A 14,803-nucleotide genomic window follows, 5' to 3' on the forward strand; every position below is an offset into this window, starting at 1 on the left:
CCCTGTTCTTCAAGTGTCCTGGATAGAACGCGATTATGGCAAAATCGGTCCCCAGGCCGGATCCGAAGCGTCGACAGGCGTGTTGAGCCGCCGCAGATTGTCCCCGGTCAGGTCGACCTGGTAGAGCGCCGTGCGCCCGGTATTACGCTCGGTACGGAAGAACTGGATGATCCGGCCGTTGGGTGCCCAGGTCGGCGCTTCGTCTTGCCAACCGTTCGACAGTTTGCGGAAGTTGCGCCCGTTGGGGCTCATGACCGCTATGTTGAAATCGCCCGGGATGTAGGTGAAGGCGATCTGGTCGCCGCGCGGGCTCCATTCCGGCGTAGCCGCGCGCCCGCCGAAGAAGCTGATGCGGCGCTGGTTCGTACCGTCCGAATTCATGATGTAGACCTGCTGGCTGCCCGAGCGGTCGCTTTCGAACACGATCTGACTGCCATCGGGCGAATACGAGCCGCCGACGTCGATGCCCGGCTCGGTGGTCAACCGCACGCTCGGCCCGCCTTCGGCGCTGACGCGATAGATGTCGGTATTGCCGTTCACCGCCATGGAATAGAGGATCCAGCGTCCGTCGGGGCTCCAGCGCGGGGCGAAGGTCGGGTTGGTGCTCTCGGTCACCAATTGCTGCCGCCCTGTGCCGATATCGTAGATATAGATGCGCGGATTGCCGTCGACGTAGCTGAGATAGAGCAGGCGGCGGTAATCGGGCGAGTAGCGCGGTGTCAGCGCCGTCGCGCGACCGGTGGTGATGAAGCGATGGTTGGCCCCGTCGCTGTCCATGATGGCCAGCCGCTTGGTGCGATTATCCTTGGGACCGGTTTCGGCGATGTAGGCGATACGGCTATCGAAGAACGGACTTTCGCCCGTCAGGCGCGAATAGACGAGGTCCGAACACTTGTGCGCCGCGCGGCGCCAATCGGCGGGCGGCACCACCCAGCCGGAGCGGACGAGCTCGTCGCGGAGGGCCATGTCGTAAAGATAGCAGCCGACGACAAGATTGCCGTCACCGCGCGCGCGGACGTAGCCGTGAACGAGCATTTCCGCGCCGCGGTTGGACCAGACCGCCCATTGCGGATCGGTGATCTGCGGAAAGGTCGGCCGCGGCAGCCCGTCGGGTCCCGAAGGCTTGAACAGTCCGTTGTTGCGCAGATTGTTGCTGATTACCCGGGCAAGTTCGGCCCCGAGCGCGCCCGTACCCTGCGCGTTGGCAGGAGTTGCAACGTCCCGGTCGGTGGCGAAGGCCGGGATGGCAATGCCGAGATCGTCGAGATTACCCTCGAAGGAGACCGAGCCGGTGAGACCGCCTTCATCACCATCCTGCGCCGACGAGGCATCGGCGGCGACCTGCTCGACCGCACCACCGCGTGGCGGCGGCGAGGCGAGGTCCTGCGCGGCTAGCGGAGTAATCAGGCCCACCAGGGCGAAGGCACCGAGCAGCGTGCCTCTCGACAAGGCATCTCGACCTTGCTCGATGCCTGCACGAGACCAACGGTTCAAAAAAATTCCGTTCGTCCCGAGCAGCGATCGAGCGAAGCGGAGCGAAGACGAGAGCGCGTGTCGAGGGGTCATTGCGAAAGTTTCCAATCGAAGCTGAACGCCGAGATGTTTCTCCAAGCGTTATAATATTCCGGGGGCAAGTCGAAGGGGGCGGCCCGTTGCACAGCACGGATGGCCAGTTCGCCGTGTCTCTCTGCCTGCGCGCGGTTGATCTCGTTTACGCCGGTCTGGCGCACGACGCTAGGTCGTCCGGCCAGCGAACCGTCTTCGTTCAGGCTGAACCGCAGGACGGTGACGATTTCCTCGACCTCGGGTCCGCTCGGCGGCTGCCAATGCGGCTTGATCTCGCGCGCGATCGCCTGGACCAGCGAAGCTCGCGCACTGGCGCCGATCTGCGAGGCGGGCACGCGGGTTTCCTGCGTCGTGGTGCTGGAGCCCTGACCGGACAGGAAATCGTCGCCCAAGCGGCTGCCACGCGGCGGAGCCGAGCTCTGCGTCGGCTGCGGGCGCGGGGCCTGCGTGCGGCGTGGTGTCGGCTGGCGCGGCGCGGAGGTCGCGCGAGCCGTCGGACGGGGTTCCGGACGGGTGATCGGCTCAGGACGCGGTTCCGGCCGGGTGGTCGGCTCAGGGCGCGGCTGCGGGATTGGCATCGGCACCGGCACCGGCAGGGGCGGCGTGGGCAAGGTATCGAGAATCGGGGCGATCGCGGCGCGGCTCTCCGGCACCGGATCGGGCGCTTCGGCGGTCAGCCCGACTTCCTCGCTCAGATTGACCGTTACCCGCTCGGGCTGCTCGACCAGCTCGCGGGTGCTGGGTTGCAGAAACAGCGCCGCAACCAGCAGGAGATGCAGCACCACCGCGACCCCGAGGCCGAGGCCTTCTTCGCGGCGGAGGGCGGGTGCGTTCATTGGCTCAATCGCTATGGCTGGTCGGATGAACCGCTGGTGACCAGCGAGATCGAGTTGAAGCCCGCGCGGTTGAGCTCCCCCATCACCGCCATGACGCGGCCATAATCGAGGCTGCGGTCGGCCCGCAGGGTAACATCGGGCAGGCTGCCATCGGCGCGCGCCGGGATGGCCGAAAGGCCCTCGGCAAACCGGCCGGGCATTTGCGGCGCGTCGTCGATATAGATCGTGCCGTCGTTGCCCATGCTGACGGTGACTTGCTCGACCTCGTTCGGCAGCGCGTTGGCGCGGCTTTCGGGCAGCTCGACCGGCACGCCCGAATTGAGCAGCGGCGCGGTGACCATGAAGATGATCAGCAGCACCAGCATCACGTCGACGAACGGCGTGACGTTGATCTCCGCCATCGGCGCGCGGCGGGAATTGCGCCCACGGCTGGAAGTGAGGACACCCATTGCCATTAATCCCTCCTCAGCATGGGGAGGGGGACCATTCGCAGGATGGTGGAGGGGCGAGCAGCACTAGCCAAAACCGCGACAGGGGCGGCCAGCACCGCTAGCCCCTCCACCAGCTTCGCTGGTCCTCCTCCCCGGTTCGGGGAGGAAGTTTTCAGTGCCATTGTCATAGTCTTTCCAGCTCGCGGCTGAGGTTGGCGTGGAACTTGTCGGCGAAGCGCTGCAGCCGCGCTTCGAAGATGTTCACCTTGCTGCTGAACCGGTTGTAGGCGATCACCGCCGGGATGGCCGCGAACAGGCCGATAGCGGTGGCGAACAGCGCCTCCGAAATGCCCGGCGCGACGACGGCGAGCGAGGAGCTTTCCTGCACGCCGATCTGGAAGAAGCTGTTCATGATGCCCCAGACCGTGCCGAACAGGCCGACGAACGGCGCGACCGAGCCGGTGGTGGCGAGAAAGTTGAGCCGCGCTGCCAGCGTATCGGCCTCTTCCGCGACCTGCCCGCCCATGGCGGCGGCGATGCGGTTGGAGGCGGCTTCGCGATCCTTCAATCCCTTGCTCGTCGAACGTTTCCATTCGGTCATCGCAACGCCGGCGATACGGGCCGAGGGCACGTCCTTGTTCTGGTATTTGCCCATGATGCTATCGAAATCGTCGGCCTGCCAAAGGTCCTTTTCGAACCTGGCGGACCGGCTCCTGGCGCCGCTCAGCCGCATCGAGAAACTGACGATGATCATCCAGCTCCAGATTGAGGCGAGGATCAGGCCGATCATCACCGCCTGCACCACGATATCGGCATCGAGGAACAGCTGTAGCGGATCGAGCCGCCCGGTCGCTTCGCCGGTGGCCATGGTGACGGGGAAAGCACTCATTCGGTGGGAACCTCGCTGAGAACGGGTTGGAAAGCTTCGCGCCAAGCCTCGGGCTGGCGCCGCGGACGGCCGTCGGGCGCGACGAAGCCGACGCGAAAGCTCGCTTCGGTCAGCAATTCGTCTCCGCGATAGGCGCGCTGGTGCATGGTGACGCTGGCTGCTTTGAGCTGGGTGCACCTCGTCTGAATGACGACGTCGTCGTCGAGCCTGGCCGGGCGAAAATATTTGAGCGTGAGATCGGCGACGGCGTAGGCGCCCTCCCCCGCTTCGATCGCGGCGCGCTGATCGATACCGAGCAAGCGCAGGATGTCCGATCGCGCGCGCTCGAACCAGCGCAGGTAATTGGCGTGATAGGTGATGCCGGACAGGTCCGTATCCTCGTAATAGACCCGCACCGCATAGAGGTGCACCGGGCCGTCGAAGACACCGCCGGGAGGGTTCGGGTGCGGGTTGGGGGTGGTCGCCATAGGTCGTTGCGCGCTTTAGCGGAGGCGTGAGTCGCCTAGCAAGCGAGAACGACGAAGCGACTCGGCTATGCGACGAACCGGCCGATTTAAGAACCAGCCCCAGGATCTCGTCGCCCCGGCCCCCGAGCCGGGGTCCCGCTTTCTTCAAGCGCGGCGCCGAAGACAGCGGGACCCCGGATCAAGTCCGGGGTGACGGTGGGAGTTGAGAGGGGCTGCCCTACCTTCGTCGCGCAATCATCGGCCCCAGCGGATGCCCGCCGAAGATATGGACATGCAGGTGCGGCACCTCCTGCCCGCCATGCGCGCCGATATTGGCCATCATGCGGTAGCCGTGCTCGACCAGACCTTTCATCCGCGCCACTTCGCCTACGGCGCGCACGAAGCCAGCGATCTCCTCCGCCGTGGCCTTGGCGGAAAAATCGTCCCAGCTGACATATTGGCCCTTGGGGATCACCAGCGTGTGCACCTCGGCCTGCGGGTTGATGTCCTCGAACGCGAAAGCCCAGTCATCCTCATAAACCTTGTTCGACGGGATCTCGCCGCGCAGGATCTTGGCGAAGATATTATCGTCGTCATAGGGTAGCGTGGGGTCAATCGGCATAACTCTTTCTTTTTCCTCCAAACTCAAATACTCGGAGCTTCAGTATGTCAGATTCACTCGGGGGGTAGTATGGCCACTAATCTCAGTCAGATGAAGTATTGTGTCGGCTGTGCGAAAGAGTTGCATTCAAGTGCGTCGGCCTGCCCTGCTTGTGGGGCCAAGCAAGGTTCGTCGGGGCAGAGTGGCGAAAAATCGCGGATTGCGGCTGTTCTATTAGCGTTGTTTCTTGGGGGCTTTGGGGTACATAAATTCTATCTCGGTCGGGTTGCCGCTGGTATTCTCTATCTGCTTTTCTGCTGGACCTTCATCCCGGCAATTATCGCGTTTATCGAGATGATAATCTATCTTACTATGAGTGACGAGGCATTCGCAGAAAAATACGGCTAATCGCCTCGCTTTGCTTTTTCATCGAGGCCCGACAAGCCTTCGCGGCGGTCGAGTTCGGCGAGGACCTGGTCCAGTGACACGCCTCGGGCCTGCAGCAGCACGAGCAAGTGGAAGATCAGGTCTGCGCCCTCGCCGACCAGTTCCTCGTCACTGCCGGTGAGCGCGGCGATCACGGTTTCGGTGGCTTCCTCGCCCACTTTCTCCGCCATTTTTGGCAGCCCCTTGGCATTGAGCCGCGCGACATAACTGCTGTCGGGATCGGCATTGCGGCGCGCGGCGATGGTGGCCTCGAGGCGTTGCAGCGTATTCATACTCTCCATCTCGCCTAAGCGCCGCGCGCGGGCAAGCCTGCATCGCGCAACGCCTGGTGCGCCTCGGCGATGGTGTGCGTGCCGAAATGAAAGATGGAGGCCGCCAGCACCGCGCTGGCATGGCCTTCGGTCACGCCTTCGACCAGGTGATCGAGCGTGCCGACACCGCCGCTGGCGATGACGGGCACGGAGACGCTGTCGGCGATAGTGCGGGTCAGCAGCAGGTCGTAGCCCGCCTTGGTCCCATCGCCATCCATGCTGGTGACGAGCAATTCGCCTGCGCCGAGGTCGGCGACCTGCTCGGCGAACTCGATCGCGTCGATGCCGGTCGGCTTGCGACCGCCATGGGTGTAGATTTCCCAGCGGCAAATCCCCACCCCCGTTCGCCCTGAGCCTGTCGAAGGGGCGGCAGAACGTTGCGGCTGGGCTTCGATAGGCTCAGCCCGAACGGGGGTGGGTTCGGTAGGCACGCGCCGCGCATCCACACTCGCGACGACACACTGGCTGCCGAACCTGTCGGCAATCTCGCGCACCAGTTCGGGCCGCGCCACCGCCGCACTGTTGATCGCGACCTTGTCCGCCCCAGCCAGCAGCAGCGCCCGCGCATCCTCGACCGAGCGCACCCCTCCGCCGACGGTCAGCGGCATGAAACAATGCTCCGCCGTGCGCCGCACCACATCGAGCAAAGTCCCGCGCCCTTCGTGGCTCGCGGAAATATCGAGGAAACACAGCTCGTCCGCCCCCGCCGCGTCATAGGCCTTGGCCTGCTCCACAGGATCGCCGGCATCGACGAGATCGACGAAATTGACGCCCTTGACCACGCGCCCATCGGCGACGTCGAGACAGGGAATGACGCGGACGCGGACGGTCACGGTTTTCCGCCCTTTCGCCTGTCCTTCGACAGGCTCAGGATGAACGGGGTTGGGGCCAAGCACAGGTTCCGTTCGGCCTGAGCCTGTCGAAGGCCACGCGCCGACATTAGCTCCTCGCCCCCATTGCAATCGCCGCGGCCAAGTCCAGCCGCCCTTCGTAAAGGGCGCGCCCGGTAATGACCCCTTCGATCCCCTCATGCGCATGCAGCGAGAGGACGTGGATATCGTCCAGTCCCTTGACGCCGCCGCTGGCAATCACGGGCATGTCGGTCTGGCGGGCGAGCTCGACCGTCGCGTCGATATTGCAGCCCTTGAGCAGGCCGTCGCGGCCGATGTCGGTGAACAGCAGGCTGGCGACGCCCGCATCCTCGAAGCGGCGCGCCATGTCGGCGACGGGGACGTCGGAGACTTCGGCCCAGCCCTCGGTCGCAATCATGCCGTCGCGCGCATCCACAGCGACGACGATGCCATTCTCCCACTCGCGCGCCATCTCTTTGACGAAATCCGGGTCCTTGAGCGCAGCCGACCCAATCACGATTCGCGCGACGCCGAGGTTAAACCAGCCTTCGACCGCCGTGGCATCGCGAATGCCGCCGCCGAGCTGCACATAGCCGGGGAACTCCGCAACGATCGCTTCGACAGCCTCGCGATTGCGGCTCTCGCCCGCGAAAGCACCGTCGAGATCGACTACGTGCAGGTGCTCGGCCCCGGCCTCGGCAAACAGCATCGCCTGCGCTGCCGGGTTGTCGCCATAGACGGTGGCGCGATCCATATCGCCCTCGGCCAGCCGCACGACTTCGCCGCCCTTGAGGTCGATGGCGGGAAAGACGATCATGCCGGGTTCCAATCGAGAAAACGGGTGAGCAGCCCCAGCCCATAGGCTTGGCTCTTCTCCGGGTGAAATTGCACGCCGACGATATTATCCCGCGCCACCGCCGCCACAAGCCCGCCGCCATGGTCGGTCATCGCTAGGACGTCGCGGCCCTCATCGGCATGAAAATGATAGGAATGGAGGAAATACGCTTCGCCCTCGTCGACCAATGCGTGGTTTTTCGCATGCGGCGTCAATGCCACGTCGTTCCAGCCCATGTGAGGCACCTTGACGCTCGGATCGGTCGGCTCGATCAGCCGCACTTCGCCCGCCACCCAGTCGAGCCCCGGCGTTTCGGCATGTTCCAGCCCGCGGGTCGCCAGCAATTGCATGCCCACGCAAATGCCGAGGAATGGTACGCCGCCCAGCAGCACCCGCTCCTCCAGCGCATCGACCATTCCCGCAATGCCGCGCAGTCCATCGGCACAAGCCTTGTAAGAACCGACACCCGGCAACACCACGCGATCCGCCATGCGGACAAGATCGGGATTATGCGTAACTTTGACCCCGTGCGCTCCGGCAGCCTTCAATGCGTTGTGAACTGAATGCAGGTTGCCCGCGCCATAGTCGATCAGCGCGATCCTCTCAGCCACCCAACTGCCCCTTGGTGCTCGGGATCGCCCCGCCCTTGCGCCCATCCAGTTCCACCGCCTGCCGCATCGCGCGGGCGAAGCCCTTGTAGATGCTCTCGCAGATGTGGTGGTTGTTGGTGCCGTAGAGCAATTCGATATGCAGCGTGATTCCCGCCGCCTGCGCGACCGACTGGAACCAGTGCTCGATCAGCTCGGTGTCCCATTCGCCGAGCTTTTCCTGGCTGAAGCCCGCGCGAAAGACAGTGTAGGGACGGCCAGAAATGTCCAAAGCGACGCGGCTCAGCGTTTCGTCCATCGGCGAATAGGCCTGGCCGTAGCGCCCAATCCCGGCCTTGTCGCCCAGCGCTTCGCCGAGCGCCTGCCCCAGCGCGATCGCGCTATCTTCGGTGGTGTGGTGCTGGTCGACATGCAGGTCGCCGTCGACTTTCATCGTCACATCGATCAGCGAATGCTTGGAGAACTGTTCGACCATGTGATCGAGAAAGCCGATCCCGGTGGAAACGTCATAGTTCCCTCTCCCGTCGAGGTTCACTTCGATCAGGATCCTCGTTTCCGCGGTATTTCGCTCAATTCTGCCGGTGCGCATGGGCGCGGGCTATAGCTTTCAGCGGCGGATATACAAGCATTCTGCGCTTGACCGGGGCCGCGGGTATCGTCAGTTGAAGCACATGACCGAGGATACCCCCGACAGCCTCATTCCCTACGACGAGATCGTGCAAGAGGCGCTGCGCGCCGTGGTCGGCCGCGTGCTGGGAGAGATCCAGGAAACCGGCAGCGAATTGCCGGGCAGCCACCATTTCTACATCACCTTCAAGACCGGCGCGCCGGGTGTCGATATCCCGCAAAACCTGCGCGAACGCTTCCCGGACGAGATGACGATCGTGCTGCAGAACAAGTTCTGGGACCTGAACGTCACCGACGAGGGATTTTCCGTCGGCCTCAGCTTCAACCAAGTGCCGGCGCAGCTGGCGATTCCCTTTGCCGCGATCACCGCGTTCGTCGATCCGGCGGTCGATTTCGGGCTGCAGTTCCAGGCCACCGTCGCCGACATGGCGCCCGAGCAGCACGAGGACCCGGAAAACGACGAAGCGGAACAGGGCGGCGGTCCAGCCGTTTCAGACAGCGAGGACGGTTCCAACGTGGTGACCGTGGATTTCGGCAAGAAGAAATAGGCCTGCGGCTGCGGGCCGGGGCAGGCTGGCATGGTACGCAAGGCAATCAGGAAACGCGCGACACTGCGCAAGGATGTGCACGAGGCGGAAGCCGGATTGCCCGAAGCCCGTTCCGACGGCGACGTGCCGGGCCCCAGCCCCGATCCGGCGACGAACCTGATCATGGCGGATATTGCCATGCGCGCTGGGTCTTATGTGCTTCGGGACGTGGTCGAACGAACCATGCTGAAAGGCAGCTATAGCGACGGCACCGCCCGCAAGATCATCCAGAACCGCTCGCTGAAACAGACGGTCGCCTCGGTCGCGATCGCCAAATTCGCAACGAGGTCCGTGCCCGGCGCGGCAATCGTCGGCGGTGGAATTCTCGTCAAGGCGCTGTTCGACAAGAGCCAGCAGCGCCGCGCGCGGCTGCGTGGCCGCAAGAAGCTCGCCGAGCAGGCGCAGGAAGAGAGCTAGGGCACCAGGACCGACACCAGACGGCAATTGGCCGCGCACCGGTGCGTTCGCCGCCGGGCGGGGTTGATTTCTTCATCGTAGCCGGGCCAAGAGCACACATGGCCCACGACCAATCCGATGCGCTGAACCGGCGCGGACTTCTGTTCATCCTCTCTTCCCCTTCCGGCGCGGGGAAGACGACGATCTCGCGCATGCTGCTGACGGCGGACGAGCAGATCAAGCTTTCGGTCAGCGCCACGACCCGGCCCAAGCGGCCCGGCGAAATTGATGGGGTCGATTATCATTTCGTCACCCGCGAAAAGTTCGACGAAATGATCGAGAAGGACGAGTTCTACGAATGGGCCGAGGTTTTCGGGCATCGCTACGGCACGCCCAAGGGCTATATCCGGCAGGGGCTGAAGGAAGGGCAGGATTTCCTGTTCGACATCGACTGGCAGGGCACCCAGCAGCTCAAGCAGAAGGACGACCAGGATGTTGTCACTGTCTTCATCCTGCCGCCGAGCCTCGACGAGCTGCGTCACCGGCTTGAAACCCGTGCCCAGGACAGCGAGGACGTGATCGACCGCCGGATGGACCGCGCGCGCGGCGAGATCAGCCACTGGGCCGAATACGATTATGTCGTCGTCAACGACGACGTCGACCATTGCTTCGTCAAGGTGCGCGAAATCCTCCATGCCGAACGTATGAAGCGCACCCGCCAGACCGGTCTGATCCCGTTTGTGCGTGAACTCATGGCGTGACCCGCTTAAGGCGGCATACACGACCGGAGGCGCATAGCCGCCTTCTCAACCCCAGCTACCGCGAGATTTTGTGAACGCACCTTCCTTTGACATGACTGCCAGCGAGGCTTCGCCTGACACCATAGACGCGCGCCAGCTCGCGCAGGACCTCAAGCCCTTCCACCGCCCACGCGTGTGGCGCAGCAGTATCGAGCTCGCGATTACGCTGGTGCCTTTCGTTGCGCTCTACGCGGCCATGTTGCTGGCGCTCGATGCCGGATACTGGCTGGCACTTGTCGGAACGCCGCTGGCAGGCCTGCTGCTGCTGCGCCTTTTCATCATCCAGCACGACTGCGGCCACGGTTCCTTCTTCAAGCGGCGCGCGACGAACGACTGGGTCGGACGCGCACTCGGCGTGCTCACGCTCACACCCTACGATTGCTGGCGGCGCAGCCATGCGCTGCATCATGCGGCGACCGGCAACCTCGACGCGCGCGGCTTCGGCGATGTCGATACCCTTACGGTGCGCGAATTTTGCGAAAGTTCGCGCTGGCAGCGCGCCTTCTATCGCGCCTACCGCCATCCCCTGGTGCTGATGGGGCTCGGCCCGGCCTATCTGTTCCTGCTGCGCCATCGCCTGCCGATCGGGCTGATGACCGCCGGCAGTATCTACTGGGTCAGTGCCATGGTCACCAATCTCGTGATCGCCGCGATCCTGTTCGGCCTGATCTGGACTTTCGGTTTCGCGACCGTCGCGCTGGTCTTCTTCCCGGTCCTACTGACGGCAGCGAGCATGGGCGTATGGTTGTTCTACATCCAGCACCAGTTCGAAGACGCGGTGTGGGACAAGCGGGAGGACTGGTCCTTCCACCACGCGGCCCTCGCCGGCAGTACCTATCTCGACCTGCCAAGCGTGCTGCGCTGGTTTACCGGCAATATCGGCATCCACCATGTGCATCATTTGGCGAGCCGCATTCCATTCTACCGCCTGCCCGAAGTGCTGCGCGAATTCCCTGCACTGACCGAGGTCAATCGCTACACCACGCGCCAGGCGTTCAAGCCGCTGCTGCTGGCGCTTTGGTGCGAGGACGAGCGACGACTGGTGACGTTCAGCGAGGCGAAAAGACGGGTCGCTGCCCGGGGTTAGGCCGTGAACGGACCGGTCACTGTCGTCAGTCGCCCGACGGATCGACGAAATTGCCCGCCCCGATATTGGCGTTCACCACGCCGCCGTCGATCGCCAGCGTTGTGCCGACCACATAATCGCCCGCTCGGCTGAGCAGGTAGATCGCACCGGCAGCCATGTCTTCGGTCACACCGACGCGGCCCGAGGGAATACCCTTCTTCACCATATCGGCATTGTCGCGCGCGGCGCGATTCATGGCGCTGGGGAAAGCGCCGGGACCAATGCCGTTGACGATGATGTTGTCGCCCACCAGCTCGGCCGCCATCCGACGGGTGAGGTGGATGAGGCCCGCCTTCGACGCTTGGTAGGGATAGGTCGGCCACGGGTTGGACTTCATGCCGTCGATACTGGCGATCATGAGGACCTTGGCCGGACGCTCCGGTGTTGCGGCTGCCTTGAGCAGCTTGTGCAGCTTCTGTGTCAGGAAAAACGGGGTCTTCACGTTGAGATCCATGGTGCGATCCCAGCCGGCCTCGCTGAACTCCTCGAACGGTTCGCCCCAGGCGGCACCGGCATTGTTGACCAGCAGGTCGAGCTTGTCCTCGCGGCTCGAAATCTCGTCGGCAAGCTGCTGGATGCCTTCGATCTGCGACAGGTCGCCGGTCAGGCCGATCACCTTGTCGCCGAGCTCGGCAGCGGTTTCGTCGACCTGCTCCTTCTTGCGCGCCACGATATAAACGCGCTCGCAGCCCGCTTCGAGCAGACCTTCGACGATCATCTTGCCGATCCCGCGGCTGCCGCCGGTCACAAGCGCGACGCGGCCTTCGAGGCCGAACAATTCGTTGAGGTTCATCATGCTTCTTCTCCCGTCATCCCAGCGAAAGCTGGGATCTGGTCAATCCTGGTCGGACCAAGCCGACAGAGGCCCCAGCCTTCGCTGGGGCGACGCGCTGGTCAATACCCCGACAACTCAGCCACGCGGTTGGCGTGGTAGTAGGCGTCACCGAGGAACTCCTGCAAGGCCCTGTCGCGCTTCATGTAGAGGCCGATATCGTATTCGTCTGTCATGCCGATGCCGCCATGCATCTGCACGCCTTCGCGCACCGCGAGCCCGGCTGTCTTGGCGACCTTGGCCTTGGCGACAGAGGCCATCAGGCTGGCCCGCTCGCTGCCGCCATCGAGCAGCTGCTGCGCCTTGATCACGGCGGCGCGGGCGATCTCGACTTCGGAATAGAGGTGCGCGGCGCGATGCTGGAGCGCCTGGAACTCGCCGATATGCTTGCCGAACTGCTTGCGCTGCTTGAGGTAATCGACGGTCATGTCCATCGCCCCGCGCGCAACGCCGACACCTTCGGCGGCGCTGCCGACGCGGCCCGCATCGAGCATGGCGTTGAGGATCGAGCGGCCATTGTCGACCTCGCCGATCACCGCATCGCCATCGAGCTCGACCCCGTCGAAGCTGGTGTGCGTTGCGATCGAGCTGTCGACCAGGCGAACAGCGTCATGGCTCATATTGGCCGCATCCTTGGGCACGGCGAAGAGCGTGAGACCATCCTCGTCGCTGTCGCTGCCGGAAGTGCGCGCGGCGACCACCAGCATATCGGCGCTCGCGCCGTGGACCACGAAATCCTTCTTGCCCGTAAGCTTGAAGCCATTGCCTGAGCGCTCGGCCTTGCAGGCGATTGTTTCGGGCCGGTGCTTGGCACCTTCGTCGATGGCGACGGCGAACACGCTCTTGCCTTCGATGAGGCCGGGTAGATAGCGGCCCTTCACATCGTCGCTGCCGTGATTGAGCGCCGTTGCGGCGAGTACCGACGAGGTCAGGAAAGGCGACGGGGTGAGATTGCGACCGATCTCCTCAAGCACGATCCCGGCTTCGACATGGCCCATGCCGAGCCCGCCATCGTCTTCGCCGACGAGGATGCCGGTGAAACCCATCTCGCCGAACTGCTCCCACAGCCCGTGGCCGAAGCCGTCCTTGCAATCGCGGTCGCGCCAGTGGCGGAGCTGTTTCGCGATCGCGCCTTCCTCGCCCATGAACTGGCTGGCGGTTTCAGCCAGCATGGCCTGATCGTCGTCGTGATAAAGTGGCATTGTCCTGTCCCTATGTCGTCATCCCAGCGCAAGCTGGGATCTGGCCGTTACTAACCCGACCAAGCGGCACGAGACCCCAGCTTTCGCTGGGGTGACGCGCTTGTTCTCGTCCTAGCCGCCCGGCAGCTCGAGAATCCGCTTCGAAATGACGTTGAGCATCACTTCGCTGGTGCCGCCCTCGATGCTGTTGGCCTTGGTGCGGAGCCAGTTGCGCGCAGGCTTGCCGCCGCTGGTCTCTTCGCTTTCCCATTCGAGCGCAGTCGAACCGCCCGCGCTCATGATCAGCTCGTGGCGACGCTTGTTGAGCTCGGTCCCGGCATATTTCATCATGTTGGGCTGTGCCGGGTGCGCTTTGCCAACCTTGATCTCGTCGAGGAATTTCTCGCCCATTGCGGCATAGGCCAAGGCATCCACGTCGAACATCGCCAGCTCTGCGCGCATGATCGGATCGAGCTCGCCGGCATTGCGGCTCATCGCGGCGCCGATGGTGGCCGTATTGCCGCCGTCGGCACCCGAGATCATTTCGCGCTCATGGCCAAGCAGGTACTTGGCGACGTCCCAGCCGCGGTTCACTTCGCCGACATAGGCCGGAACATCCTCTCCATAGCTCTTGGGCACCGAGACATCATCGAAGAACGTCTCGCAGAAGGGGCTCGAACCGCTGATCAGCAGGATCGGCTTGGTCGAAACGCCTTCGCTGGCCATGTCGAACAGCATGAAGGTGATGCCGCGATACTTGTCGTTCTTGTCCGTGCGAACGAGGCAGAAGATCCAGTCGGCCTTGTCGGCATAGGAGGTCCAGACCTTCTGGCCGTTGACGACCCAGTGATCGTCCTTGTCCTCGCCATAGGTCTGCAGACTGACGAGGTCGGAGCCGCTGCCCGGTTCGGAATAACCCTGGCACCAGCGGATTTCACCGCGTGCGATCTCGTTCAGGAAACGCTGCTTCTGACCTTCGGTGCCGAAATGCAGCAGCGCCGGGCCGAGCATCCAGATGCCGAAGCTGGAAAGCGGCGGGCGTGCGCCGATGGCAGCCATTTCCTCGCGCAGCACCTTGGCCTCTGCGGGCGATAGCCCTGCCCCGCCATACTCCTTGGGCCAGGCGGGGACAGTGTAGCCCTTGTCGCGGCAGGCCTCGAACCAGGCTTTCTGCGCATCGTTCTTGAAGGTGGCGTTGCGGCCGCCCCAATAGACATCGGCATCGTCGCGAACAGGCTCGCGCATCTCGGCGGGGCAATTGGCTTCCAGCCAGGCGCGGGTCTCGCTGCGGAAGCTCTCTAGATCGGACATGTTCCGACTCCTCTCATAGTCTCGAACTTGACGCTAACGTTAGGGGGATTCTGCGTTCCCCTGCAAGGCCGACGTTGTTCCGTAGCCATGCCGTAGCGTCATGCGACTTGGCATTGACGGGT

19 protein-coding genes are annotated in these 14,803 nt (G+C 63.8%); 5 read left to right on the top strand and 14 right to left on the bottom strand.

What is annotated here, in order from left to right:
- Nucleotides 1-33 precede the first annotated feature (33 nt).
- From tolB to EL2594_RS09410, 6 genes are all read right to left on the bottom strand, one after another.
- Nucleotides 34-1,449: a Tol-Pal system beta propeller repeat protein TolB gene (gene tolB / locus EL2594_RS09385; protein ID WP_011414821.1), complete on the bottom strand. Its 1,416-nt coding sequence runs from the start codon at nucleotides 1,447-1,449 to the stop codon at nucleotides 34-36.
- 113 nt (nucleotides 1,450-1,562) lie between these two features.
- Nucleotides 1,563-2,402: a biopolymer transporter TonB gene (locus tag EL2594_RS09390; protein ID WP_011414822.1), complete on the bottom strand. Its 840-nt coding sequence runs from the start codon at nucleotides 2,400-2,402 to the stop codon at nucleotides 1,563-1,565.
- 11 nt (nucleotides 2,403-2,413) lie between these two features.
- Entirely contained in the window at nucleotides 2,414-2,857 is a 444-nt protein-coding gene (locus EL2594_RS09395; protein ID WP_011414824.1) for an ExbD/TolR family protein, read from the bottom strand.
- A 160-nt stretch (nucleotides 2,858-3,017) separates the two neighbouring features.
- The gene (gene tolQ / locus EL2594_RS09400) at nucleotides 3,018-3,722 is read right to left on the bottom strand and encodes a protein TolQ (protein WP_011414826.1); all 705 of its coding nucleotides are present in this window, start codon (nucleotides 3,720-3,722) and stop codon (nucleotides 3,018-3,020) included.
- Complete coding sequence (locus EL2594_RS09405; RefSeq protein ID WP_011414827.1) at nucleotides 3,719-4,189, bottom strand: YbgC/FadM family acyl-CoA thioesterase; 471 nt, start codon at nucleotides 4,187-4,189, stop codon at nucleotides 3,719-3,721. Before EL2594_RS09405 ends, tolQ begins: the two co-directional genes overlap by 4 nt.
- A gap of 217 nt (nucleotides 4,190-4,406) precedes the next feature.
- Nucleotides 4,407-4,790 (bottom strand): histidine triad nucleotide-binding protein, encoded by a 384-nt coding sequence (locus tag EL2594_RS09410; RefSeq protein WP_011414828.1) that lies wholly within the window; start codon nucleotides 4,788-4,790, stop codon nucleotides 4,407-4,409.
- A gap of 69 nt (nucleotides 4,791-4,859) precedes the next feature.
- On the opposite strand from EL2594_RS09410, the gene EL2594_RS09415 reads away from it, so the two are divergent.
- Nucleotides 4,860-5,177: a TM2 domain-containing protein gene (locus EL2594_RS09415; protein WP_041685238.1), complete on the top strand. Its 318-nt coding sequence runs from the start codon at nucleotides 4,860-4,862 to the stop codon at nucleotides 5,175-5,177.
- Here the strand turns inward: EL2594_RS09415 and EL2594_RS09420 are convergent.
- The 5 genes from EL2594_RS09420 to hisB all read right to left on the bottom strand — a co-directional run bounded on the left by EL2594_RS09420 (nucleotide 5,174) and on the right by hisB (nucleotide 8,410).
- Nucleotides 5,174-5,488, bottom strand: coding sequence for a phosphoribosyl-ATP diphosphatase (locus EL2594_RS09420; RefSeq protein ID WP_011414830.1), 315 nt, complete (start codon nucleotides 5,486-5,488; stop codon nucleotides 5,174-5,176). The two genes, EL2594_RS09415 and EL2594_RS09420, sit on opposite strands and share 4 nt — an antisense overlap.
- 14 nt (nucleotides 5,489-5,502) lie before the next feature.
- Nucleotides 5,503-6,360: an imidazole glycerol phosphate synthase subunit HisF gene (gene hisF / locus EL2594_RS09425; protein ID WP_011414831.1), complete on the bottom strand. Its 858-nt coding sequence runs from the start codon at nucleotides 6,358-6,360 to the stop codon at nucleotides 5,503-5,505.
- A 106-nt stretch (nucleotides 6,361-6,466) separates the two neighbouring features.
- Complete coding sequence (gene hisA, locus EL2594_RS09430; protein WP_011414832.1) at nucleotides 6,467-7,195, bottom strand: 1-(5-phosphoribosyl)-5-[(5-phosphoribosylamino)methylideneamino]imidazole-4-carboxamide isomerase; 729 nt, start codon at nucleotides 7,193-7,195, stop codon at nucleotides 6,467-6,469.
- Entirely contained in the window at nucleotides 7,192-7,824 is a 633-nt protein-coding gene (gene hisH, locus EL2594_RS09435; protein WP_011414833.1) for an imidazole glycerol phosphate synthase subunit HisH, read from the bottom strand. Before hisH ends, hisA begins: the two co-directional genes overlap by 4 nt.
- Nucleotides 7,817-8,410 carry an imidazoleglycerol-phosphate dehydratase HisB gene (gene hisB, locus EL2594_RS09440; RefSeq protein ID WP_011414834.1) on the bottom strand — a complete coding sequence of 198 codons (594 nt, stop codon included), beginning with the start codon at nucleotides 8,408-8,410 and terminating at the stop codon, nucleotides 7,817-7,819. The genes hisH and hisB overlap by 8 nt, the downstream gene beginning before the upstream one ends.
- An 82-nt stretch (nucleotides 8,411-8,492) precedes the next feature.
- Between hisB and EL2594_RS09445 the strand changes: the two genes are divergently transcribed.
- The 4 genes from EL2594_RS09445 (at nucleotide 8,493) to EL2594_RS09460 (ending at nucleotide 11,318) form a co-directional block, all read left to right on the top strand.
- Entirely contained in the window at nucleotides 8,493-8,996 is a 504-nt protein-coding gene (locus EL2594_RS09445; protein WP_041685929.1) for an SspB family protein, read from the top strand.
- Between the two features lie 30 nt (nucleotides 8,997-9,026).
- The gene (locus EL2594_RS09450) at nucleotides 9,027-9,452 is read left to right on the top strand and encodes a hypothetical protein (RefSeq protein WP_011414836.1); all 426 of its coding nucleotides are present in this window, start codon (nucleotides 9,027-9,029) and stop codon (nucleotides 9,450-9,452) included.
- Nucleotides 9,453-9,550: 98 nt separating this feature from the next.
- Nucleotides 9,551-10,192: a guanylate kinase gene (gene gmk, locus EL2594_RS09455; RefSeq protein ID WP_011414837.1), complete on the top strand. Its 642-nt coding sequence runs from the start codon at nucleotides 9,551-9,553 to the stop codon at nucleotides 10,190-10,192.
- A gap of 91 nt (nucleotides 10,193-10,283) precedes the next feature.
- Complete coding sequence (locus tag EL2594_RS09460; protein ID WP_011414838.1) at nucleotides 10,284-11,318, top strand: fatty acid desaturase; 1,035 nt, start codon at nucleotides 10,284-10,286, stop codon at nucleotides 11,316-11,318.
- A gap of 25 nt (nucleotides 11,319-11,343) precedes the next feature.
- Here EL2594_RS09460 and EL2594_RS09465 read toward each other — a convergent pair whose 3' ends face one another.
- The 3 genes from EL2594_RS09465 to EL2594_RS09475 all read right to left on the bottom strand — a co-directional run bounded on the left by EL2594_RS09465 (nucleotide 11,344) and on the right by EL2594_RS09475 (nucleotide 14,681).
- Nucleotides 11,344-12,150 (bottom strand): SDR family NAD(P)-dependent oxidoreductase, encoded by an 807-nt coding sequence (locus tag EL2594_RS09465; protein WP_041685930.1) that lies wholly within the window; start codon nucleotides 12,148-12,150, stop codon nucleotides 11,344-11,346.
- A gap of 101 nt (nucleotides 12,151-12,251) precedes the next feature.
- Complete coding sequence (locus tag EL2594_RS09470; RefSeq protein ID WP_011414840.1) at nucleotides 12,252-13,391, bottom strand: acyl-CoA dehydrogenase family protein; 1,140 nt, start codon at nucleotides 13,389-13,391, stop codon at nucleotides 12,252-12,254.
- 111 nt (nucleotides 13,392-13,502) lie between these two features.
- Nucleotides 13,503-14,681, bottom strand: a complete 1,179-nt coding sequence (locus EL2594_RS09475; RefSeq protein ID WP_011414841.1) for an acyl-CoA dehydrogenase family protein — start codon at nucleotides 14,679-14,681, stop codon at nucleotides 13,503-13,505.
- Between the last annotated feature and the right edge of the window lie 122 nt (nucleotides 14,682-14,803).

Origin of the sequence: Erythrobacter litoralis HTCC2594, assembly GCF_000013005.1 — a bacterium.
Lineage (GTDB): Bacteria > Pseudomonadota > Alphaproteobacteria > Sphingomonadales > Sphingomonadaceae > Parerythrobacter > Parerythrobacter litoralis_A.